The organism is Hymenobacter profundi (assembly GCF_019334315.1).
Classification (GTDB): domain Bacteria; phylum Bacteroidota; class Bacteroidia; order Cytophagales; family Hymenobacteraceae; genus Hymenobacter; species Hymenobacter profundi.
In genome coordinates this window covers 1-20,468 of record NZ_JAHWGL010000088.1, presented here as the reverse complement: position 1 = coordinate 20,468, position 20,468 = coordinate 1, and the positions used below count along the sequence as shown (strand labels likewise).

General features: G+C 57.5%; 24 protein-coding genes. 12 read left to right on the top strand and 12 right to left on the bottom strand.

The genetic code is table 11. The features are described 5' to 3' along the window. Positions 1 to 74: 74 nt before the first annotated feature. The 4 genes from KYK14_RS17135 to KYK14_RS17120 form a co-directional block, all read right to left on the bottom strand. Entirely contained in the window at positions 75 to 317 is a 243-nt protein-coding gene (locus KYK14_RS17135) for a DUF6952 family protein (RefSeq protein ID WP_185282027.1), read from the bottom strand. A gap of 11 nt (positions 318 to 328) precedes the next feature. Beyond that, positions 329 to 646: a thioredoxin family protein gene (locus KYK14_RS17130; RefSeq protein WP_208307713.1), complete on the bottom strand. Its 318-nt coding sequence runs from the start codon at positions 644 to 646 to the stop codon at positions 329 to 331. A 127-nt stretch (positions 647 to 773) separates the two neighbouring features. Next, positions 774 to 1,637, bottom strand: coding sequence for a twin-arginine translocase subunit TatC (tatC, locus tag KYK14_RS17125; RefSeq protein ID WP_343217129.1), 864 nt, complete (start codon positions 1,635 to 1,637; stop codon positions 774 to 776). A 144-nt stretch (positions 1,638 to 1,781) separates the two neighbouring features. Then, on the bottom strand, positions 1,782 to 3,074 hold the full coding sequence (locus tag KYK14_RS17120) for a serine hydroxymethyltransferase (protein WP_219160512.1): 1,293 nt from the start codon (positions 3,072 to 3,074) through the stop codon (positions 1,782 to 1,784). 167 nt (positions 3,075 to 3,241) lie between these two features. On the opposite strand from KYK14_RS17120, the gene KYK14_RS17115 reads away from it, so the two are divergent. Together KYK14_RS17115 and KYK14_RS17110 are read left to right on the top strand one after the other, a co-directional pair. Further along, entirely contained in the window at positions 3,242 to 3,757 is a 516-nt protein-coding gene (locus KYK14_RS17115; protein WP_208307715.1) for a hypothetical protein, read from the top strand. Between the two features lie 76 nt (positions 3,758 to 3,833). Beyond that, the gene (locus KYK14_RS17110) at positions 3,834 to 4,625 is read left to right on the top strand and encodes a tetratricopeptide repeat protein (RefSeq protein WP_185282023.1); all 792 of its coding nucleotides are present in this window, start codon (positions 3,834 to 3,836) and stop codon (positions 4,623 to 4,625) included. Positions 4,626 to 4,784: 159 nt separating this feature from the next. Here the strand turns inward: KYK14_RS17110 and KYK14_RS17105 are convergent, their stop codons facing one another. The 3 genes from KYK14_RS17105 to KYK14_RS17095 all read right to left on the bottom strand — a co-directional run bounded on the left by KYK14_RS17105 (position 4,785) and on the right by KYK14_RS17095 (position 6,433). Beyond that, positions 4,785 to 5,489, bottom strand: a complete 705-nt coding sequence (locus tag KYK14_RS17105; RefSeq protein WP_219160514.1) for a metallophosphoesterase — start codon at positions 5,487 to 5,489, stop codon at positions 4,785 to 4,787. A gap of 114 nt (positions 5,490 to 5,603) precedes the next feature. Beyond that, positions 5,604 to 5,837: a hypothetical protein gene (locus KYK14_RS17100; RefSeq protein WP_185282021.1), complete on the bottom strand. Its 234-nt coding sequence runs from the start codon at positions 5,835 to 5,837 to the stop codon at positions 5,604 to 5,606. Between the two features lie 68 nt (positions 5,838 to 5,905). Continuing rightward, positions 5,906 to 6,433, bottom strand: a complete 528-nt coding sequence (locus tag KYK14_RS17095; RefSeq protein ID WP_208307717.1) for a hypothetical protein — start codon at positions 6,431 to 6,433, stop codon at positions 5,906 to 5,908. Between the two features lie 134 nt (positions 6,434 to 6,567). Here KYK14_RS17095 and rsmI (KYK14_RS17090) point away from each other — a divergent pair, with 134 nt between their 5' ends. The 3 genes from rsmI (KYK14_RS17090) to KYK14_RS17080 all read left to right on the top strand — a co-directional run bounded on the left by rsmI (KYK14_RS17090) (position 6,568) and on the right by KYK14_RS17080 (position 10,159). Further along, positions 6,568 to 7,302 (top strand): 16S rRNA (cytidine(1402)-2'-O)-methyltransferase, encoded by a 735-nt coding sequence (gene rsmI / locus KYK14_RS17090; RefSeq protein ID WP_219160516.1) that lies wholly within the window; start codon positions 6,568 to 6,570, stop codon positions 7,300 to 7,302. A gap of 213 nt (positions 7,303 to 7,515) precedes the next feature. Continuing rightward, positions 7,516 to 9,189 carry an apolipoprotein N-acyltransferase gene (gene lnt, locus KYK14_RS17085; RefSeq protein WP_219160518.1) on the top strand — a complete coding sequence of 558 codons (1,674 nt, stop codon included), beginning with the start codon at positions 7,516 to 7,518 and terminating at the stop codon, positions 9,187 to 9,189. A gap of 172 nt (positions 9,190 to 9,361) precedes the next feature. Further along, a complete protein-coding gene (locus KYK14_RS17080) occupies positions 9,362 to 10,159 on the top strand; it encodes an inositol monophosphatase family protein (protein WP_185282017.1) in 798 nt (265 codons plus the stop codon). 150 nt (positions 10,160 to 10,309) lie between these two features. Here KYK14_RS17080 and KYK14_RS17075 read toward each other — a convergent pair whose 3' ends face one another. The 3 genes from KYK14_RS17075 to rsmI (KYK14_RS17065) all read right to left on the bottom strand — a co-directional run bounded on the left by KYK14_RS17075 (position 10,310) and on the right by rsmI (KYK14_RS17065) (position 13,901). Further along, positions 10,310 to 11,107, bottom strand: a complete 798-nt coding sequence (locus KYK14_RS17075) for an inositol monophosphatase family protein (protein ID WP_185282017.1) — start codon at positions 11,105 to 11,107, stop codon at positions 10,310 to 10,312. Positions 11,108 to 11,279: 172 nt separating this feature from the next. Further along, on the bottom strand, positions 11,280 to 12,953 hold the full coding sequence (lnt, locus tag KYK14_RS17070) for an apolipoprotein N-acyltransferase (RefSeq protein ID WP_219160518.1): 1,674 nt from the start codon (positions 12,951 to 12,953) through the stop codon (positions 11,280 to 11,282). A gap of 213 nt (positions 12,954 to 13,166) precedes the next feature. Beyond that, positions 13,167 to 13,901: a 16S rRNA (cytidine(1402)-2'-O)-methyltransferase gene (rsmI, locus tag KYK14_RS17065; RefSeq protein WP_219160516.1), complete on the bottom strand. Its 735-nt coding sequence runs from the start codon at positions 13,899 to 13,901 to the stop codon at positions 13,167 to 13,169. Between the two features lie 134 nt (positions 13,902 to 14,035). On the opposite strand from rsmI (KYK14_RS17065), the gene KYK14_RS17060 reads away from it, so the two are divergent. From KYK14_RS17060 to KYK14_RS17050, 3 genes are all read left to right on the top strand, one after another. Next, complete coding sequence (locus KYK14_RS17060; RefSeq protein ID WP_208307717.1) at positions 14,036 to 14,563, top strand: hypothetical protein; 528 nt, start codon at positions 14,036 to 14,038, stop codon at positions 14,561 to 14,563. A gap of 68 nt (positions 14,564 to 14,631) precedes the next feature. Next, positions 14,632 to 14,865, top strand: a complete 234-nt coding sequence (locus tag KYK14_RS17055) for a hypothetical protein (protein ID WP_185282021.1) — start codon at positions 14,632 to 14,634, stop codon at positions 14,863 to 14,865. A 114-nt stretch (positions 14,866 to 14,979) separates the two neighbouring features. After that, a complete protein-coding gene (locus KYK14_RS17050; RefSeq protein WP_219160514.1) occupies positions 14,980 to 15,684 on the top strand; it encodes a metallophosphoesterase in 705 nt (234 codons plus the stop codon). Between the two features lie 159 nt (positions 15,685 to 15,843). Here the strand turns inward: KYK14_RS17050 and KYK14_RS17045 are convergent, their stop codons facing one another. Together KYK14_RS17045 and KYK14_RS17040 are read right to left on the bottom strand one after the other, a co-directional pair. Next, positions 15,844 to 16,635: a tetratricopeptide repeat protein gene (locus KYK14_RS17045; RefSeq protein ID WP_185282023.1), complete on the bottom strand. Its 792-nt coding sequence runs from the start codon at positions 16,633 to 16,635 to the stop codon at positions 15,844 to 15,846. 76 nt (positions 16,636 to 16,711) lie between these two features. Next, entirely contained in the window at positions 16,712 to 17,227 is a 516-nt protein-coding gene (locus tag KYK14_RS17040; RefSeq protein WP_208307715.1) for a hypothetical protein, read from the bottom strand. A gap of 167 nt (positions 17,228 to 17,394) precedes the next feature. On the opposite strand from KYK14_RS17040, the gene KYK14_RS17035 reads away from it, so the two are divergent. The 4 genes from KYK14_RS17035 to KYK14_RS17020 all read left to right on the top strand — a co-directional run bounded on the left by KYK14_RS17035 (position 17,395) and on the right by KYK14_RS17020 (position 20,394). After that, entirely contained in the window at positions 17,395 to 18,687 is a 1,293-nt protein-coding gene (locus KYK14_RS17035) for a serine hydroxymethyltransferase (protein WP_219160512.1), read from the top strand. A gap of 144 nt (positions 18,688 to 18,831) precedes the next feature. Further along, the gene (tatC, locus tag KYK14_RS17030) at positions 18,832 to 19,695 is read left to right on the top strand and encodes a twin-arginine translocase subunit TatC (protein ID WP_343217129.1); all 864 of its coding nucleotides are present in this window, start codon (positions 18,832 to 18,834) and stop codon (positions 19,693 to 19,695) included. A 127-nt stretch (positions 19,696 to 19,822) separates the two neighbouring features. Beyond that, a complete protein-coding gene (locus KYK14_RS17025) occupies positions 19,823 to 20,140 on the top strand; it encodes a thioredoxin family protein (RefSeq protein WP_208307713.1) in 318 nt (105 codons plus the stop codon). A gap of 11 nt (positions 20,141 to 20,151) precedes the next feature. Further along, complete coding sequence (locus KYK14_RS17020) at positions 20,152 to 20,394, top strand: DUF6952 family protein (RefSeq protein WP_185282027.1); 243 nt, start codon at positions 20,152 to 20,154, stop codon at positions 20,392 to 20,394. The last annotated feature ends 74 nt before the right edge of the window (positions 20,395 to 20,468 follow it).

Below are 20,468 nucleotides of genomic sequence, written 5' to 3'. Positions count from 1 at the left end.
ATAAGGTCCTTCGCAAGCTCAGGATGACAGCCGTACTTTTTACTTCGCAACTTCACAAACTCTCAACTTCACTACTAATTAATCGACACGCGGACTTTCTTCGTGTACTCACGCAGGGCGGTTTTGAAGTCGGCGCCGTGGTCGCGCATGTGGTTGAGGATGAATATGGCCGCGAATACGTGCGTGAGCTGTTCGCCTTCGTCTTCACCGGGCACCTCAAAATCTGGCTGACGCTCGTCTAGCAAGGCCTCTTCGGCTTCTACTAGGCTTTGCAGCGTTTGGGTTTCTACCAGCTGCTTGATAACGGGCATTTTCATGACTGCGGAGGCTAGTTGAGGCGGCTAATGAGGCCGGCAACGGCTTCTTCCTTGCTGGCCGATACGGTTTCCAGCAGTTGGCCATCTTCGAACACGGCGAAGAAGGGCAGCGTGGTTACGTTGGCGCGCTTGCGGGCTTCGGGGCTATGCTCGGCATTCACATCCAGAAACAGAATGTCCTGGTTTTGCTCGGCCTCCGAGAGGCGCTTGAACTTGGGCGTGAACAGGCGGCAGTTGCCGCACCAGTCGGCGTAATACTTCACTACTACTTTTTTATTTTCTGTCAGCAGTTGCTGAAAATCGGCGTCAGTTGCTTTCGTTACGGGCATCGTCTGTATGGTTAAGGAACCACAAAGGTAGGTACGGATTCGCAGACGCGAATTCTGTGGAGTAGCCCTCCAACGAAAAACGCCCTTGCTCCCACCGGGAACAAGGGCGTTCTAACGAACCTATTACTTACTCGCTAATTCCTTGATTGGCAGCTAACTCAGCATTAAGTTTCTTCGTAGCGTCGCGACGCACGCGGCGGGCTATGTGGATACTCAACTCGTAGAGCAACACAATCGGAATCGTAACGATGATCTGGGACGTGATTTCCGGGGGTGTAATGATGGCCGCCACAATCAGAATAATCACGATGGCGTGCTTGCGATACACCGTCATGATTTCGGACGTAATCAGCCCGGCTTTGGCCAGGAAGAACACAATCATGGGCAGTTCAAACACCAGTGCGCACGACAGCGACATGGTTGTGAGCGTGCTCAGGTAGCTTTGCAGGTCAATCTGGTTTTCAATCGTTGGGTCAACGTTGTAGGCAGCTAAGAAATTGATACTCAGTGGTGCGGCTATATAGTACCCAAATAGTAGGCCCGTCAGAAACAGGATAGAAACAAAGAATACTGCCCCGCGCGAGTTTTCCTGTTCTTGAGGGTAGAGGCCTGGCTTTATAAAACGCCACAGCTCCCAGAAGAGGTAGGGAAAGCCTAGCACCAGCCCCACAATAAAGGAAGTACTGATATGCATGGAGAGCTGCCCGCTCATCTCGCGGTTCTGAATCACGAAGCCAATTTTATCGATACACAGATCTGGTGTACCAATGGCCTGCCCTAGCTCACAAAACTTGCGATAGGTCCAGAAATCCGGTCGCGACGGCCCCAGAATCAAATCGTGAAACAGGAACTCCTTGGAAAAAAAAGCAGCCAGCGAAAATACAACCACTGCAATGGCCGCCCGGATGATGTGCCAGCGCAGCGCCTCCAGGTGGTCGATGAAGGACATTTCCTGCTCGGCCTGCCCTGATTGAATATATTGTTGATCCACGAACTAGTGAATGAGTGAATGAGTGGATGATAGCGTGTGCCGGGGAAACAGCAACGAGAGACAAACGAAAACGGCCGTCGTTAGGATGTTGACGGCCGGTTTTCTCTATTGATTCATCTTTCGACCCGCACGCATCCCCTAAAATTAGGCAAACAGCGGGAACTGTTGCATCCACTCGTTTATCTCGCCGCGCACCTGCGCCAGGTAGGCATCGTCGGCGTTGTGCATCAGCACGTCGTCGATGAAGGCCACGATGCGAGCCATGTCGGGCTCGCGCAAGCCACGCGTAGTCACGGCAGCCGAGCCAATCCGCATGCCGCTGGTCACGAAGGGCGACTTATCATCGAAGGGCACCATGTTTTTGTTGATGGTGATATCGGCCTTGATGAGGGTGTTTTCGGCCAGTTTGCCAGTCAAACCCTTCGAACGTAGGTCAATGAGCATCAAATGGTTATCGGTGCCGCCAGAAATGATCTGGTAGCCGCGCTCCAAGAAGCCATTCGCCAGCGCCTGGGCGTTGCGCACCACTTGCTGGGTGTAGTCGGTGTAGGCGTCGGACAAGGCTTCGCCGAAGGCCACAGCCTTGGCACCAATTACGTGCTCTAGCGGGCCACCCTGCGTGCCGGGGAATACGGCCGAGTCGAGCAGGGCCGACATCATCCGGATTTCGCCCTTGGGCGTCTTCAGGCCGAAGGGGTTCTCGAAGTCCTTGCCCAGCATAATCAGACCGCCGCGCGGACCGCGCAAGGTCTTGTGGGTGGTGGTGGTTACGATGTGGCAGTGGTCGAACGGATTATTCAGCAAGCCCTTGGCAATGAGGCCCGAGGGGTGCGAAATATCAGCCAGCAGCAGGGCGCCTACCTCGTCGGCGGCTTCGCGCAGGGTTTGGTAGTCCCAGTCGCGGGAGTAGGCCGAGGCACCGCAGATGATGAGCTTGGGCTGCTCGCGACGGGCGGTTTCTTTTACCTTCTGCCAGTCGATGAGGCCGGTTTCGGGCTCTACACCGTAGAACGACGGTTTGTAGAGCTTGCCCGAGAAGTTGACCGGCGAGCCGTGGGTGAGGTGCCCACCGTGCGAAAGGTCGAAGCCGAGAATTTTGTCGCCGGGGTTGAGCACAGCCAGCATCACAGCGGCATTGGCCTGGGCACCGGAGTGCGGCTGCACGTTCACCCACTCCACGCCAAACAGTTCCTTGGCCCGATCAATGGCTAGTTGCTCAATTTGGTCTACCACCTCGCAGCCGCCGTAATAGCGCTTGCCGGGCAGGCCCTCGGCGTACTTGTTGGTGAGGATAGAACCCTGCGCCCGCATCACCTGCTCCGACACGTAATTTTCGGAGGCAATGAGTTCGATGCCATGGGTCTGGCGCTGTTTTTCTTGTTGAATCAGGTCGAACACGATGGTGTCCTGGGCGATGGCGGGGGCTTTCGTTTCCATAGCTCAAAGGTAGGACGAAGCCGGGGAACTAGCAGCACAAAGCCAGCAGCAATCCGGGTAATGCTTTATCAATACCAAAAAGCTATTTTTGATTACGCACAGTTTTTGCCTAGTGCCTTTTACCCCTGGTGTGCACCACGCTCCTACCCTGTCCTTTCGTCTTTTCTATGGCTCAACCACTGGCCGACATCCTGCCCCAGCTGCGCATTGGCAACCAAGCCGCGTTGGTTGATTTTTACCGCCAACACCGCGCCCACTTTGCCCGGTGGGCGAATCAGCAACAGCAACTGACCGACACGCAGGCCCACCAGCGCCTGCGCAATGCGCTGCTGCTGTTCTACGACCAGGTAGCCGACGGCCGCCTCACGAAAGCCCCAGACGATTTGCGCAACTACATCTATGCGCTGGCCCTACAAGAATCGGTTAAGGAAATTGAAATGCCTCCCGAACTGCTCCCCGCCGCCGAGGCCGGGCGCCGCCGCCGGCTGATTCTCTTTTTCCGCCAGCTCAGCGACGACAGCCAGAAGATCCTGATGTACTTTTATTTTCGGGGCTACAATTTCACGAAGGTAGCCGGTAAGATGGGCTACCCCAATGCCGCCGTGGCTCGTCAGCAAAAGCTCAGCAGCCTGCGCACACTCGCCGATTTGCACCTTCGCAGCCGGGGGGCTACCCCAGCGTAGCCACCGCTTCGCCCGGCTGGATTCTGCCTACTTTTAGCATCTACCTCCTCACTCGCTCCGCTTCCCTTCGTTCGCTATGCCTTCTTCCATCGACCTACGCCCGTATCTGGACGACCTGGAACGCTTTTCTGATGGGCAGATGACTTTGGCCGAACAGGATGCCTTTGAGGAGCGCCTAGTACACGACGCTGATCTGCAGCAGGCCTACCTCGCCTACCAGCAACTCACAGCCGATCTGCGCTGGGTGGCGGGCCACGAAACCCTGCGCCTGCGTCTGCTTAACCTCGATAAGACTCTGGACGAGCGGGAAGCCGCGCTGATCCGCATCAAGGAGGACATCCGGCGGCGGCGCACACGTTGGGGCGGCGGCATTGTGATAGCCGCCTTGGTAGTGCTGGCGGCCGCGTTGGCCTACCTGCTCCTGCGTCCGGCTCCTACCACTACCTGGGCCCGCTACTACGTGCCCGACCCCGGCCTCACTGATTCGGCGCGGCTGTTTGTGCGCCGGCCGCTGCTGGCTGAAGCCATGCACCAGTACCGCCACCAGCAATATCCGGCGGCACTGCGAGTACTGCGCCGCCTCTCCACCGACCGCCTGGGGCAGGATACCTTACTGTATTTCAATGGTATCTTCCTGCTCCAACAAGGGCAGGCCGTACAGGCCCGTCCCTACCTTCAGCGCGTAAGCGAGCAATCAGAATCTGATCTGGCTGGCAAGGCGCTCTACCACTTGAGCATGGCTACCTGGCGGGCCGGTCAACCCACCGAAGCCCGCAAGCTGCTCACGCAAGTAGCCGCCGATTCGCTTAACCCTTATCAGAAGGCAGCCCAGCAAGTACTGCGCGCCAAGGTGATAGGGAAAGAGTGAGATGGTAAGATGTGAAGTGGTGAGTTAGAAAGACGCCTGTCATCCTGAGCTTGCGAAGGACCTTATCACGCGTGAACGAGTCGTTGTTACGGCAGTCGTTCAACTGGCAGAAGGTCCTTCGCAAGTTCAGGATGACAGGCATCTTTCTAGCTCACCACTTCACCCCTTCCGCACGGCAATGGGGTAGGGTTCTTCCAAATTAGGCTGCAACGTTAGCTGAAGCGAATCCAGCTCCAGCACGGCCAGGTGCGCTAGTTCCGGGTTGTGGCGGTAGACGCAACCAGTGTCTAGCCCAATGCTTTCCTGATGGTTGTGCACGTGGCGCTCTACCGCGGCGGTGGGGGTAGGCACGTGTCCATGCAGCAAGCGGCGCCCCTGCATCCGCGAGGCATCAAAAGTGAACTGCTTGATGGTCATCATGGTGTGGTGGTCGGCGCGCATCTTGTCCGGGGGTTGGCGAAAGTCGAAGCCGGCGTGTACCAGGGTATAGTCGGCGAGGTCGTGCTGAAAGGGTAGGGCTGCTAGCCAACGCAGGTATTCGGGGGGTATTTCGCTGGGTTGCGTAACTCCGAAACTTTGCAACGTGAACTGATAGTCAGGGTCAGAAGCCCACTCCACTTTGCCTTGGCCCGTGGCAGCGTCCAGCAAATTCTGGTCGTGGTTACCGCGCAGGCACAGCACCTGATAGCCGCGCTGGGGAAGTTGCATCAGGTAGTCGAGCACGCCCTGGCTATCGGGTCCTTTGTTCACGTAATCGCCTAACACATACAGCTCGTCGGTAGGGCGCAGATGCAAAACGTCTTCTACCGTGTGGCGCAATGTGGCAGCGCAGCCGTGAATATCCGTTGTGACGAAACGAGCCATAGCAGATCTCTTTGTATGTAAATAATTGAACGAATGAGCATTGCCATAAAGTACAGAAGCACCCGTGGCAGCTGCTACGGGTGCTTCTGTACTTAGTCAACAGCTACTATCAGCTTAGCTGTACGCCGGCTTGTCTAGGTCGGGCTTATCGTAGTTGCGGTTGGGGTTGTTCACCAAGTGCGCAGGTACTTCGTCTAGGCCATCGTTGGTGTACTCGTCGGCAAGGCGCTGCTCTTCTTCCTGATTTTCTACGGGCAGATTGCCTGCGCCTTTTGCCTGTTCCGACTGCGAAGGGCTACCGTGGTTTTCCTTCGACGCTTGGTTATTGTTATCTCCTTGATTTGCCATGATCATTAGCTATTTAAGGTACTCCAAAAATTATTTTACTCTACCTATCAAGAGTTTATCTTGATACGCTATACTTCCAACCCCGAGTCTTCGGCGTTGCGGTCTAGTAGGTCGGCGTTGGTTTGAGGGGTAGCCGTGTTAGGGAAGTCGCCGCCACTGCTGTGGCCGGGCGCTTTGGGCTCCATTTGGCCCAAGCCCACGCGCGAATCGGGGTCTTCCATTTCATCGGGACCCTTGCGCATGTCGTCGGCCTCCAGCTCATCGGCGGGGCCATTGTTCACGCGGCGGTGGTCGGTGTCTTTGGGGGCAGGCAGGTCTTGGTCGGCGCGGTCCGAACGACGCTCATCTTCCGTGAGCATATTGTCGCCGGTGGTGCGCAGTTGGTCTTCGTCCTCGTTCATCGAGGTAGCCGTAATGCCGTTCGAGCTGTCCGTGCCGTAGCCTTCTTTGCCGTCGCGGTTGCCGTAGCCACCACGGGCATCAGCGTTTTTGGGCGGGTCGGCACCGGGCGTAATGTTGCTGGCGCGTAGCTCCTGCTCGTCAATCTGGTCGTTGGGTTCCTGCCGCACGGGCCGGTCTTTCGGGTCAATAGCCATAGGATGGTTGGTTGCGGGTAATGGGGTGGGTGGAATTCTACTGATGTGTACTTGCTTTCTGAAAACAGGGTTGTATTCCAACCACCACCAATCCGTTTTCATTGCCTGACGCCCACGCTCCGTACCTTTGCTTTATGTCTGACGCCGTTGCTACCCCTACCCTGCTCTACCTCGTGCCCACGCCCATCGGCAACCTGGAGGATATCACCCTGCGGGCCATTCGGGTGCTGGGCGAGGTTGATACCGTACTGGCCGAGGACACCCGCACCAGCGGCCGTCTGCTCCAGCACCTGGGCCTGAAAAAGCCCATGCTCAGCTACCACCTGCACAACGAGCACCAGCAAGTGCAGCGCCTCCTCGACCGCCTGGAGCGAGGCGAGCGAATGGCGCTGGTGTCCGATGCCGGCACCCCCGGCATTTCCGACCCTGGCTTTTTGCTGGTGCGCGAGTGTCTGGCGCGGGGCCTAAAAGTGGAGTGCCTACCCGGCGCCACGGCTTTCGTGCCGGCCCTACTCAAGTCGGGCTTTGGGGCCGAGCGGTTTACGTTCGAGGGCTTTTTGCCGGTGAAGAAGGGTAGGCAAACGCGCCTCCAGGAGTTGGCGCAGGAAACGCGCACCATGATTTTCTACGAGTCGCCGCACCGCATTGTGAAGACGCTGACGCAGCTAGCCGAGGTGTTTGGCCCAGAGCGCCCGGCCTCCGTGAGCCGGGAGCTGACCAAGCTGTTCGAGGAAACTGTGACCAATACCCTAGCCGATCTGGCCGCTGATTTTGGCAGCCGTACGGCCATTAAGGGCGAAATTGTGCTGGTGGTGCAAGGCGCCAAAATCGAAAAGCCCAGCAAGGCAGATAAATATGATGAAGAGTAAGTTATGAGTTGTAAGTAAAAAACGCGTGTCATCCTGAGCAGAGCGAAGGACCTTTTCACGTTTGCACGACAGGCGTCTCAACGATTCGTTTTCACATCCATCGTTCTAGTGTGAGAAGGTCCTTCGCTCTGCTCAGGATGACACGCGTTTTTTACTTACAACTTCGCAACTTCACAAACTCACGACTACTCATTAACAACTGATACTTAAGCTATGGCTACGCAAACTGCTCCTACCTCTGCTACTCTGCGCCAGCCGGCGGCCGTGCCGGCCTGGCAACCTGCCTCGCTAGCGCTGCTGAGTGCCGCCTTGTTGTGGGCGGGCTGGCCTGTGCATCCGGCGGGATTGGCGGCGCTGCTGCTTGTGGGCTGGGTGCCCTACCTGCGCATGGAGCAGTTGCTGGTGCGCAGCGGTGCCAATGGCTGGCGGGTGTTTCGGTATACCTACCTCACGCTGGTGCTCTGGAACGCCTTCACTACCTGGTGGGTGAGCTATAGCACTTTGGGCGGCGGCATTGCAGCCGTGGTGCTCAATGCCCTGCTGATGTGCCTGCCTACCATGGCATTCTACCACACCAAGCGGCTGGCGGGGCCGGTGCTGGGCTACCTTTCCCTACCCGTCTACTGGATTGCCTTCGAGCAACTGCACCTGCACTGGGACCTCACTTGGCCTTGGCTGACGCTCGGCAACGGCTTCGCCGAAGCCAACCAGTGGGTGCAGTGGTATGAGTACACCGGCTTTTTGGGCGGCTCTTTATGGATTTGGGTGGTGAATCTGTTGGTGTTCCGGACGTGGTTCGGAGAGAAAAAGACGGTGGCTCCGTGGTCATTTGGCTCGGAGCGCTGGCGGTGGGTAGCGCCTGTGCTGGCGGTAGTTCTTCCGATTAGTATTTCGCTGCTGATTGGCCGCAGCTACCAGGAAAAGGGCAAAGTAGCCGAGGTACTGGTGATTCAGCCCAACGTAGACCCCTACAACGAGAAGTTCTCCAGCAATCCGAACTTCATTCCGTACGACCAGCAACTCACGCGCCTGCTCACGCTCACCGAGCAAAACATAACGCCTCAGACGCGCCTGGTGTTTTGGCCCGAAACAGCTTTAGAAGAACATTATTTTGAGGATTCGTTCGATGCCAACCCTAAGATTCAGCGCCTGCGGCAGTGGCTGGGGCAATACCCTGGCATAGAGCTGATTACGGGCTACACGGGCGTACTGCGTTACCCCGACGCCATTACACCCACCGCACGCTACCGCGACGACATGGGCTGGTATGACGTGTTCAACGCGGCGACGTTTCTGCCGGGGCCTACCGGCGCGCCTACCTTCTACCATAAGTCGCGGCTGGTGCCGGGCGTGGAGAAGATTCCGCCGGCACTTACGTCCATTATTTCGCACATCGACCTGGGTGGCACCGTGGGCAGCTACGGCAGCCAGGAAGAGCGCACTGTGTTCCGCTCCGTGCACGAGCCGGCGCTACGCGTGGCACCTTTGATTTGCTACGAGTCCATCTATGGCGATTTCACGGCCGAGTACGTGAAGAATGGCGCTACCTTGCTCGGCATCATCACCAACGACGGCTGGTGGTCCGATTCGCCCGGCCACTTGCAGCACATCCAGTACGCTACCCTGCGTGCCATTGAAACCCGCCGCGATGTAGCCCGCTCGGCCAATACGGGCATTTCGGGCTTCATCGACCAGAAGGGCCAGCGCGTGAGTAGCACTGGCTGGTGGGTGCAAGCCGCCCGCCGCTACCCCGTACACCTCAATACCGAGCAAACCTTCTACGTGCGCCACGGCGAGCTACTCGGCCCATTGATGCAGATTTTGACGGGTTTGTTGCTGGCCTGGACCATCGTGGCTGCGGTACGCCGAACACGTCCGGCGTTGTAGGGGCGCCTTGCAGGCGCCCGGCGTTGACAGAATAACCAATCTTTTCACAAGCGCGTCATGTCGAACGCAGGGAGAAATCTCGCTTGATAGTACTTTCTATCTGCCATTAGCACGCAAGTTTCCTCGTTGCGTTCAACATGACGGCCCTACTAAACCTGTTCACATCCTACCTATGGATTTCAACCACCTCAGCCTACAAGTAGCCGATATCGCCCGCCGGGCCGGCCAGTTTATCCGGCAGGAAGCCGCCAACTTCGACCGTGGCCGCGTCGAGAACAAGGGGCTGCACGACATGGTATCGTACGTAGATCAGCAAAGCGAGCGGCAGTTGGTGGCCGAGCTGAGCGCCTTGTTGCCCGAAGCTGGTTTCATCACCGAAGAAGGCACCACCACCATCGGCCGGGCCGAGGAGTTCAACTGGATTATTGATCCATTGGACGGCACCACCAATTTCATCCACGGACAGCCGGCCTACTGCGTGAGTGTGGCCCTTATCCAGCGCAGCACGCTGGTAGTGGGCGTGGTCTATGAAATCAACCAGGACGAGTGCTTCCGGGCGGCGCAGGGCGCGGGGGCGTTCTGCAACGAAAAGCCCATTCGCGTGTCCTCGGCCGATGATCTGCACGACTCGCTGCTGGCCACGGGCTTTCCCTACTATAAGTTCGACCAGCTCGACAACTACCTAAAAATCCTAGCCTCCTTCATGCAGAACACCCACGGCCTGCGCCGGGTAGGCTCGGCCGCCCTGGACTTGGCCTACGTGGCCGCCGGCCGCTTCGATGGCTATTTCGAGTTCAACATCAATTCCTACGACGTAGCCGCGGGCATCCTGCTGGTGCTGGAAGCCGGCGGCCGCGTGACGCAGTTCTTGGAAGAAGGCGACCCGATTTTTGGGCGTGAGGTGATAGCCAGCAACGGCGCCCTGCACCCAGCCATGATGGCCACGGTGAAGGAATATTGGGGGAAGTAGGGTAGCTGATTTTTTGAAATAAGTCTGTCATCCTGAGCTTGCGAAGGACCATCTCCCGGTAGAACGAGTCGTTGGTACGATGGTCGTTCTACCGGGAGAAGGTCCTTCGCAAGCTCAGGATGACAGACTTATTTCAAAAAATCAGCTACCCTACTTCCCCCAATATTCCTTCACCGTGGCCATCATGGCTGGGTGCAGGGCGCCGTTGCTGGCTATCACCTCACGCCCAAAAATCGGGTCGCCTTCTTCCAAGAACTGCGTCACGCGGCCGCCGGCTTCCAGCACCAGCAGGATGCCCGCGGCTACGTCGTAGGAATTGATGTTGAACTCGAAATAGCCATCGAAGCGGCCGGCGGCCACGTAGGCCAAGTCCAGGGCGGCCGAGCCTACCCGGCGCAGGCCGTGGGTGTTCTGCATGAAGGAGGCTAGGATTTTTAGGTAGTTGTCGAGCTGGTCGAACTTATAGTAGGGAAAGCCCGTGGCCAGCAGCGAGTCGTGCAGATCATCGGCCGAGGACACGCGAATGGGCTTTTCGTTGCAGAACGCCCCCGCGCCCTGCGCCGCCCGGAAGCACTCGTCCTGGTTGATTTCATAGACCACGCCCACTACCAGCGTGCTGCGCTGGATAAGGGCCACACTCACGCAGTAGGCCGGCTGTCCGTGGATGAAATTGGTGGTGCCGTCCAATGGATCAATAATCCAGTTGAACTCCTCGGCCCGGCCGATGGTGGTGGTGCCTTCTTCGGTGATGAAACCAGCTTCGGGCAACAAGGCGCTCAGCTCGGCCACCAACTGCCGCTCGCTTTGCTGATCTACGTACGATACCATGTCGTGCAGCCCCTTGTTCTCGACGCGGCCACGGTCGAAGTTGGCGGCTTCCTGCCGGATAAACTGGCCGGCCCGGCGGGCGATATCGGCTACTTGTAGGCTGAGGTGGTTGAAATCCATAGGTAGGATGTGAACAGGTTTAGTAGGGCCGTCATGTTGAACGCAACGAGGAAACTTGCGTGCTAATGGCAGATAGAAAGTACTATCAAGCGAGATTTCTCCCTGCGTTCGACATGACGCGCTTGTGAAAAGATTGGTTATTCTGTCAACGCCGGGCGCCTGCAAGGCGCCCCTACAACGCCGGACGTGTTCGGCGTACCGCAGCCACGATGGTCCAGGCCAGCAACAAACCCGTCAAAATCTGCATCAATGGGCCGAGTAGCTCGCCGTGGCGCACGTAGAAGGTTTGCTCGGTATTGAGGTGTACGGGGTAGCGGCGGGCGGCTTGCACCCACCAGCCAGTGCTACTCACGCGCTGGCCCTTCTGGTCGATGAAGCCCGAAATGCCCGTATTGGCCGAGCGGGCTACATCGCGGCGGGTTTCAATGGCACGCAGGGTAGCGTACTGGATGTGCTGCAAGTGGCCGGGCGAATCGGACCACCAGCCGTCGTTGGTGATGATGCCGAGCAAGGTAGCGCCATTCTTCACGTACTCGGCCGTGAAATCGCCATAGATGGACTCGTAGCAAATCAAAGGTGCCACGCGTAGCGCCGGCTCGTGCACGGAGCGGAACACAGTGCGCTCTTCCTGGCTGCCGTAGCTGCCCACGGTGCCACCCAGGTCGATGTGCGAAATAATGGACGTAAGTGCCGGCGGAATCTTCTCCACGCCCGGCACCAGCCGCGACTTATGGTAGAAGGTAGGCGCGCCGGTAGGCCCCGGCAGAAACGTCGCCGCGTTGAACACGTCATACCAGCCCATGTCGTCGCGGTAGCGTGCGGTGGGTGTAATGGCGTCGGGGTAACGCAGTACGCCCGTGTAGCCCGTAATCAGCTCTATGCCAGGGTATTGCCCCAGCCACTGCCGCAGGCGCTGAATCTTAGGGTTGGCATCGAACGAATCCTCAAAATAATGTTCTTCTAAAGCTGTTTCGGGCCAAAACACCAGGCGCGTCTGAGGCGTTATGTTTTGCTCGGTGAGCGTGAGCAGGCGCGTGAGTTGCTGGTCGTACGGAATGAAGTTCGGATTGCTGGAGAACTTCTCGTTGTAGGGGTCTACGTTGGGCTGAATCACCAGTACCTCGGCTACTTTGCCCTTTTCCTGGTAGCTGCGGCCAATCAGCAGCGAAATACTAATCGGAAGAACTACCGCCAGCACAGGCGCTACCCACCGCCAGCGCTCCGAGCCAAATGACCACGGAGCCACCGTCTTTTTCTCTCCGAACCACGTCCGGAACACCAACAGATTCACCACCCAAATCCATAAAGAGCCGCCCAAAAAGCCGGTGTACTCATACCACTGCACCCACTGGTTGGCTTCGGCGAAGCCGTTGCCGAGCGTCAGCCAAGGCCAAGTGAGGTCCCAGTGCAGGTGCAGTTGCTCGAAGGCAATCCAGTAGACGGGTAGGGAAAGGTAGCCCAGCACCGGCCCCGCCAGCCGCTTGGTGTGGTAGAATGCCATGGTAGGCAGGCACATCAGCAGGGCATTGAGCACCACGGCTGCAATGCCGCCGCCCAAAGTGCTATAGCTCACCCACCAGGTAGTGAAGGCGTTCCAGAGCACCAGCGTGAGGTAGGTATACCGAAACACCCGCCAGCCATTGGCACCGCTGCGCACCAGCAACTGCTCCATGCGCAGGTAGGGCACCCAGCCCACAAGCAGCAGCGCCGCCAATCCCGCCGGATGCACAGGCCAGCCCGCCCACAACAAGGCGGCACTCAGCAGCGCTAGCGAGGCAGGTTGCCAGGCCGGCACGGCCGCCGGCTGGCGCAGAGTAGCAGAGGTAGGAGCAGTTTGCGTAGCCATAGCTTAAGTATCAGTTGTTAATGAGTAGTCGTGAGTTTGTGAAGTTGCGAAGTTGTAAGTAAAAAACGCGTGTCATCCTGAGCAGAGCGAAGGACCTTCTCACACTAGAACGATGGATGTGAAAACGAATCGTTGAGACGCCTGTCGTGCAAACGTGAAAAGGTCCTTCGCTCTGCTCAGGATGACACGCGTTTTTTACTTACAACTCATAACTTACTCTTCATCATATTTATCTGCCTTGCTGGGCTTTTCGATTTTGGCGCCTTGCACCACCAGCACAATTTCGCCCTTAATGGCCGTACGGCTGCCAAAATCAGCGGCCAGATCGGCTAGGGTATTGGTCACAGTTTCCTCGAACAGCTTGGTCAGCTCCCGGCTCACGGAGGCCGGGCGCTCTGGGCCAAACACCTCGGCTAGCTGCGTCAGCGTCTTCACAATGCGGTGCGGCGACTCGTAGAAAATCATGGTGCGCGTTTCCTGCGCCAACTCCTGGAGGCGCGTTTGCCTACCCTTCTTCACCGGCAAAAAGCCCTCGAACGTAAACCGCTCGGCCCCAAAGCCCGACTTGAGTAGGGCCGGCACGAAAGCCGTGGCGCCGGGTAGGCACTCCACTTTTAGGCCCCGCGCCAGACACTCGCGCACCAGCAAAAAGCCAGGGTCGGAAATGCCGGGGGTGCCGGCATCGGACACCAGCGCCATTCGCTCGCCTCGCTCCAGGCGGTCGAGGAGGCGCTGCACTTGCTGGTGCTCGTTGTGCAGGTGGTAGCTGAGCATGGGCTTTTTCAGGCCCAGGTGCTGGAGCAGACGGCCGCTGGTGCGGGTGTCCTCGGCCAGTACGGTATCAACCTCGCCCAGCACCCGAATGGCCCGCAGGGTGATATCCTCCAGGTTGCCGATGGGCGTGGGCACGAGGTAGAGCAGGGTAGGGGTAGCAACGGCGTCAGACATAAAGCAAAGGTACGGAGCGTGGGCGTCAGGCAATGAAAACGGATTGGTGGTGGTTGGAATACAACCCTGTTTTCAGAAAGCAAGTACACATCAGTAGAATTCCACCCACCCCATTACCCGCAACCAACCATCCTATGGCTATTGACCCGAAAGACCGGCCCGTGCGGCAGGAACCCAACGACCAGATTGACGAGCAGGAGCTACGCGCCAGCAACATTACGCCCGGTGCCGACCCGCCCAAAAACGCTGATGCCCGTGGTGGCTACGGCAACCGCGACGGCAAAGAAGGCTACGGCACGGACAGCTCGAACGGCATTACGGCTACCTCGATGAACGAGGACGAAGACCAACTGCGCACCACCGGCGACAATATGCTCACGGAAGATGAGCGTCGTTCGGACCGCGCCGACCAAGACCTGCCTGCCCCCAAAGACACCGACCACCGCCGCGTGAACAATGGCCCCGCCGATGAGCTGGAGGCCGACGACATGCGCAAGGGTCCCGATGAAATGGAAGACCCCGATTCGCGCGTGGGCTTGGGCCAAATGGAGCCCAAAGCGCCCGGCCACAGCAGTGGCGGCGACTTCCCTAACACGGCTACCCCTCAAACCAACGCCGACCTACTAGACCGCAACGCCGAAGACTCGGGGTTGGAAGTATAGCGTATCAAGATAAACTCTTGATAGGTAGAGTAAAATAATTTTTGGAGTACCTTAAATAGCTAATGATCATGGCAAATCAAGGAGATAACAATAACCAAGCGTCGAAGGAAAACCACGGTAGCCCTTCGCAGTCGGAACAGGCAAAAGGCGCAGGCAATCTGCCCGTAGAAAATCAGGAAGAAGAGCAGCGCCTTGCCGACGAGTACACCAACGATGGCCTAGACGAAGTACCTGCGCACTTGGTGAACAACCCCAACCGCAACTACGATAAGCCCGACCTAGACAAGCCGGCGTACAGCTAAGCTGATAGTAGCTGTTGACTAAGTACAGAAGCACCCGTAGCAGCTGCCACGGGTGCTTCTGTACTTTATGGCAATGCTCATTCGTTCAATTATTTACATACAAAGAGATCTGCTATGGCTCGTTTCGTCACAACGGATATTCACGGCTGCGCTGCCACATTGCGCCACACGGTAGAAGACGTTTTGCATCTGCGCCCTACCGACGAGCTGTATGTGTTAGGCGATTACGTGAACAAAGGACCCGATAGCCAGGGCGTGCTCGACTACCTGATGCAACTTCCCCAGCGCGGCTATCAGGTGCTGTGCCTGCGCGGTAACCACGACCAGAATTTGCTGGACGCTGCCACGGGCCAAGGCAAAGTGGAGTGGGCTTCTGACCCTGACTATCAGTTCACGTTGCAAAGTTTCGGAGTTACGCAACCCAGCGAAATACCCCCCGAATACCTGCGTTGGCTAGCAGCCCTACCCTTTCAGCACGACCTCGCCGACTATACCCTGGTACACGCCGGCTTCGACTTTCGCCAACCCCCGGACAAGATGCGCGCCGACCACCACACCATGATGACCATCAAGCAGTTCACTTTTGATGCCTCGCGGATGCAGGGGCGCCGCTTGCTGCATGGACACGTGCCTACCCCCACCGCCGCGGTAGAGCGCCACGTGCACAACCATCAGGAAAGCATTGGGCTAGACACTGGTTGCGTCTACCGCCACAACCCGGAACTAGCGCACCTGGCCGTGCTGGAGCTGGATTCGCTTCAGCTAACGTTGCAGCCTAATTTGGAAGAACCCTACCCCATTGCCGTGCGGAAGGGGTGAAGTGGTGAGCTAGAAAGATGCCTGTCATCCTGAACTTGCGAAGGACCTTCTGCCAGTTGAACGACTGCCGTAACAACGACTCGTTCACGCGTGATAAGGTCCTTCGCAAGCTCAGGATGACAGGCGTCTTTCTAACTCACCACTTCACATCTTACCATCTCACTCTTTCCCTATCACCTTGGCGCGCAGTACTTGCTGGGCTGCCTTCTGATAAGGGTTAAGCGAATCGGCGGCTACTTGCGTGAGCAGCTTGCGGGCTTCGGTGGGTTGACCGGCCCGCCAGGTAGCCATGCTCAAGTGGTAGAGCGCCTTGCCAGCCAGATCAGATTCTGATTGCTCGCTTACGCGCTGAAGGTAGGGACGGGCCTGTACGGCCTGCCCTTGTTGGAGCAGGAAGATACCATTGAAATACAGTAAGGTATCCTGCCCCAGGCGGTCGGTGGAGAGGCGGCGCAGTACTCGCAGTGCCGCCGGATATTGCTGGTGGCGGTACTGGTGCATGGCTTCAGCCAGCAGCGGCCGGCGCACAAACAGCCGCGCCGAATCAGTGAGGCCGGGGTCGGGCACGTAGTAGCGGGCCCAGGTAGTGGTAGGAGCCGGACGCAGGAGCAGGTAGGCCAACGCGGCCGCCAGCACTACCAAGGCGGCTATCACAATGCCGCCGCCCCAACGTGTGCGCCGCCGCCGGATGTCCTCCTTGATGCGGATCAGCGCGGCTTCCCGCTCGTCCAGAGTCTTATCGAGGTTAAGCAGACGCAGGCGCAGGGTTTCGTGGCCCGCCACCCAGCGCAGATCGGCTGTGAGTTGCTGGTAGGCGAGGTAGGCCTGCTGCAGATCAGCGTCGTGTACTAGGCGCTCCTCAAAGGCATCCTGTTCGGCCAAAGTCATCTGCCCATCAGAAAAGCGTTCCAGGTCGTCCAGATACGGGCGTAGGTCGATGGAAGAAGGCATAGCGAACGAAGGGAAGCGGAGCGAGTGAGGAGGTAGATGCTAAAAGTAGGCAGAATCCAGCCGGGCGAAGCGGTGGCTACGCTGGGGTAGCCCCCCGGCTGCGAAGGTGCAAATCGGCGAGTGTGCGCAGGCTGCTGAGCTTTTGCTGACGAGCCACGGCGGCATTGGGGTAGCCCATCTTACCGGCTACCTTCGTGAAATTGTAGCCCCGAAAATAAAAGTACATCAGGATCTTCTGGCTGTCGTCGCTGAGCTGGCGGAAAAAGAGAATCAGCCGGCGGCGGCGCCCGGCCTCGGCGGCGGGGAGCAGTTCGGGAGGCATTTCAATTTCCTTAACCGATTCTTGTAGGGCCAGCGCATAGATGTAGTTGCGCAAATCGTCTGGGGCTTTCGTGAGGCGGCCGTCGGCTACCTGGTCGTAGAACAGCAGCAGCGCATTGCGCAGGCGCTGGTGGGCCTGCGTGTCGGTCAGTTGCTGTTGCTGATTCGCCCACCGGGCAAAGTGGGCGCGGTGTTGGCGGTAAAAATCAACCAACGCGGCTTGGTTGCCAATGCGCAGCTGGGGCAGGATGTCGGCCAGTGGTTGAGCCATAGAAAAGACGAAAGGACAGGGTAGGAGCGTGGTGCACACCAGGGGTAAAAGGCACTAGGCAAAAACTGTGCGTAATCAAAAATAGCTTTTTGGTATTGATAAAGCATTACCCGGATTGCTGCTGGCTTTGTGCTGCTAGTTCCCCGGCTTCGTCCTACCTTTGAGCTATGGAAACGAAAGCCCCCGCCATCGCCCAGGACACCATCGTGTTCGACCTGATTCAACAAGAAAAACAGCGCCAGACCCATGGCATCGAACTCATTGCCTCCGAAAATTACGTGTCGGAGCAGGTGATGCGGGCGCAGGGTTCTATCCTCACCAACAAGTACGCCGAGGGCCTGCCCGGCAAGCGCTATTACGGCGGCTGCGAGGTGGTAGACCAAATTGAGCAACTAGCCATTGATCGGGCCAAGGAACTGTTTGGCGTGGAGTGGGTGAACGTGCAGCCGCACTCCGGTGCCCAGGCCAATGCCGCTGTGATGCTGGCTGTGCTCAACCCCGGCGACAAAATTCTCGGCTTCGACCTTTCGCACGGTGGGCACCTCACCCACGGCTCGCCGGTCAACTTCTCGGGCAAGCTCTACAAACCGTCGTTCTACGGTGTAGAGCCCGAAACCGGCCTCATCGACTGGCAGAAGGTAAAAGAAACCGCCCGTCGCGAGCAGCCCAAGCTCATCATCTGCGGTGCCTCGGCCTACTCCCGCGACTGGGACTACCAAACCCTGCGCGAAGCCGCCGACGAGGTAGGCGCCCTGCTGCTGGCTGATATTTCGCACCCCTCGGGCCTCATTGCCAAGGGCTTGCTGAATAATCCGTTCGACCACTGCCACATCGTAACCACCACCACCCACAAGACCTTGCGCGGTCCGCGCGGCGGTCTGATTATGCTGGGCAAGGACTTCGAGAACCCCTTCGGCCTGAAGACGCCCAAGGGCGAAATCCGGATGATGTCGGCCCTGCTCGACTCGGCCGTATTCCCCGGCACGCAGGGTGGCCCGCTAGAGCACGTAATTGGTGCCAAGGCTGTGGCCTTCGGCGAAGCCTTGTCCGACGCCTACACCGACTACACCCAGCAAGTGGTGCGCAACGCCCAGGCGCTGGCGAATGGCTTCTTGGAGCGCGGCTACCAGATCATTTCTGGCGGCACCGATAACCATTTGATGCTCATTGACCTACGTTCGAAGGGTTTGACTGGCAAACTGGCCGAAAACACCCTCATCAAGGCCGATATCACCATCAACAAAAACATGGTGCCCTTCGATGATAAGTCGCCCTTCGTGACCAGCGGCATGCGGATTGGCTCGGCTGCCGTGACTACGCGTGGCTTGCGCGAGCCCGACATGGCTCGCATCGTGGCCTTCATCGACGACGTGCTGATGCACAACGCCGACGATGCCTACCTGGCGCAGGTGCGCGGCGAGATAAACGAGTGGATGCAACAGTTCCCGCTGTTTGCCTAATTTTAGGGGATGCGTGCGGGTCGAAAGATGAATCAATAGAGAAAACCGGCCGTCAACATCCTAACGACGGCCGTTTTCGTTTGTCTCTCGTTGCTGTTTCCCCGGCACACGCTATCATCCACTCATTCACTCATTCACTAGTTCGTGGATCAACAATATATTCAATCAGGGCAGGCCGAGCAGGAAATGTCCTTCATCGACCACCTGGAGGCGCTGCGCTGGCACATCATCCGGGCGGCCATTGCAGTGGTTGTATTTTCGCTGGCTGCTTTTTTTTCCAAGGAGTTCCTGTTTCACGATTTGATTCTGGGGCCGTCGCGACCGGATTTCTGGACCTATCGCAAGTTTTGTGAGCTAGGGCAGGCCATTGGTACACCAGATCTGTGTATCGATAAAATTGGCTTCGTGATTCAGAACCGCGAGATGAGCGGGCAGCTCTCCATGCATATCAGTACTTCCTTTATTGTGGGGCTGGTGCTAGGCTTTCCCTACCTCTTCTGGGAGCTGTGGCGTTTTATAAAGCCAGGCCTCTACCCTCAAGAACAGGAAAACTCGCGCGGGGCAGTATTCTTTGTTTCTATCCTGTTTCTGACGGGCCTACTATTTGGGTACTATATAGCCGCACCACTGAGTATCAATTTCTTAGCTGCCTACAACGTTGACCCAACGATTGAAAACCAGATTGACCTGCAAAGCTACCTGAGCACGCTCACAACCATGTCGCTGTCGTGCGCACTGGTGTTTGAACTGCCCATGATTGTGTTCTTCCTGGCCAAAGCCGGGCTGATTACGTCCGAAATCATGACGGTGTATCGCAAGCACGCCATCGTGATTATTCTGATTGTGGCGGCCATCATTACACCCCCGGAAATCACGTCCCAGATCATCGTTACGATTCCGATTGTGTTGCTCTACGAGTTGAGTATCCACATAGCCCGCCGCGTGCGTCGCGACGCTACGAAGAAACTTAATGCTGAGTTAGCTGCCAATCAAGGAATTAGCGAGTAAGTAATAGGTTCGTTAGAACGCCCTTGTTCCCGGTGGGAGCAAGGGCGTTTTTCGTTGGAGGGCTACTCCACAGAATTCGCGTCTGCGAATCCGTACCTACCTTTGTGGTTCCTTAACCATACAGACGATGCCCGTAACGAAAGCAACTGACGCCGATTTTCAGCAACTGCTGACAGAAAATAAAAAAGTAGTAGTGAAGTATTACGCCGACTGGTGCGGCAACTGCCGCCTGTTCACGCCCAAGTTCAAGCGCCTCTCGGAGGCCGAGCAAAACCAGGACATTCTGTTTCTGGATGTGAATGCCGAGCATAGCCCCGAAGCCCGCAAGCGCGCCAACGTAACCACGCTGCCCTTCTTCGCCGTGTTCGAAGATGGCCAACTGCTGGAAACCGTATCGGCCAGCAAGGAAGAAGCCGTTGCCGGCCTCATTAGCCGCCTCAACTAGCCTCCGCAGTCATGAAAATGCCCGTTATCAAGCAGCTGGTAGAAACCCAAACGCTGCAAAGCCTAGTAGAAGCCGAAGAGGCCTTGCTAGACGAGCGTCAGCCAGATTTTGAGGTGCCCGGTGAAGACGAAGGCGAACAGCTCACGCACGTATTCGCGGCCATATTCATCCTCAACCACATGCGCGACCACGGCGCCGACTTCAAAACCGCCCTGCGTGAGTACACGAAGAAAGTCCGCGTGTCGATTAATTAGTAGTGAAGTTGAGAGTTTGTGAAGTTGCGAAGTAAAAAGTACGGCTGTCATCCTGAGCTTGCGAAGGACCTTAT

Bases quoted from the DNA above. Each gene is read 5' to 3' on its own strand.
- KYK14_RS17135 (WP_185282027.1), bottom strand. From the start codon at position 317: ATGAAAATGCCCGTTATCAAGCAGCTGGTAGAAACCCAAACGCTGCAA.
- KYK14_RS17130 (WP_208307713.1), bottom strand. From the start codon at position 646: ATGCCCGTAACGAAAGCAACTGACGCCGATTTTCAGCAACTGCTGACA.
- KYK14_RS17120 (WP_219160512.1), bottom strand. From the start codon at position 3,074: ATGGAAACGAAAGCCCCCGCCATCGCCCAGGACACCATCGTGTTCGAC.
- KYK14_RS17115 (WP_208307715.1), top strand. From the start codon at position 3,242: ATGGCTCAACCACTGGCCGACATCCTGCCCCAGCTGCGCATTGGCAAC.
- KYK14_RS17110 (WP_185282023.1), top strand. From the start codon at position 3,834: ATGCCTTCTTCCATCGACCTACGCCCGTATCTGGACGACCTGGAACGC.
- KYK14_RS17105 (WP_219160514.1), bottom strand. From the start codon at position 5,489: ATGGCTCGTTTCGTCACAACGGATATTCACGGCTGCGCTGCCACATTG.
- KYK14_RS17100 (WP_185282021.1), bottom strand. From the start codon at position 5,837: ATGGCAAATCAAGGAGATAACAATAACCAAGCGTCGAAGGAAAACCAC.
- KYK14_RS17095 (WP_208307717.1), bottom strand. From the start codon at position 6,433: ATGGCTATTGACCCGAAAGACCGGCCCGTGCGGCAGGAACCCAACGAC.
- rsmI (WP_219160516.1), top strand. From the start codon at position 6,568: ATGTCTGACGCCGTTGCTACCCCTACCCTGCTCTACCTCGTGCCCACG.
- lnt (WP_219160518.1), top strand. From the start codon at position 7,516: ATGGCTACGCAAACTGCTCCTACCTCTGCTACTCTGCGCCAGCCGGCG.
- KYK14_RS17080 (WP_185282017.1), top strand. From the start codon at position 9,362: ATGGATTTCAACCACCTCAGCCTACAAGTAGCCGATATCGCCCGCCGG.
- KYK14_RS17075 (WP_185282017.1), bottom strand. From the start codon at position 11,107: ATGGATTTCAACCACCTCAGCCTACAAGTAGCCGATATCGCCCGCCGG.
- lnt (WP_219160518.1), bottom strand. From the start codon at position 12,953: ATGGCTACGCAAACTGCTCCTACCTCTGCTACTCTGCGCCAGCCGGCG.
- rsmI (WP_219160516.1), bottom strand. From the start codon at position 13,901: ATGTCTGACGCCGTTGCTACCCCTACCCTGCTCTACCTCGTGCCCACG.
- KYK14_RS17060 (WP_208307717.1), top strand. From the start codon at position 14,036: ATGGCTATTGACCCGAAAGACCGGCCCGTGCGGCAGGAACCCAACGAC.
- KYK14_RS17055 (WP_185282021.1), top strand. From the start codon at position 14,632: ATGGCAAATCAAGGAGATAACAATAACCAAGCGTCGAAGGAAAACCAC.
- KYK14_RS17050 (WP_219160514.1), top strand. From the start codon at position 14,980: ATGGCTCGTTTCGTCACAACGGATATTCACGGCTGCGCTGCCACATTG.
- KYK14_RS17045 (WP_185282023.1), bottom strand. From the start codon at position 16,635: ATGCCTTCTTCCATCGACCTACGCCCGTATCTGGACGACCTGGAACGC.
- KYK14_RS17040 (WP_208307715.1), bottom strand. From the start codon at position 17,227: ATGGCTCAACCACTGGCCGACATCCTGCCCCAGCTGCGCATTGGCAAC.
- KYK14_RS17035 (WP_219160512.1), top strand. From the start codon at position 17,395: ATGGAAACGAAAGCCCCCGCCATCGCCCAGGACACCATCGTGTTCGAC.
- KYK14_RS17025 (WP_208307713.1), top strand. From the start codon at position 19,823: ATGCCCGTAACGAAAGCAACTGACGCCGATTTTCAGCAACTGCTGACA.
- KYK14_RS17020 (WP_185282027.1), top strand. From the start codon at position 20,152: ATGAAAATGCCCGTTATCAAGCAGCTGGTAGAAACCCAAACGCTGCAA.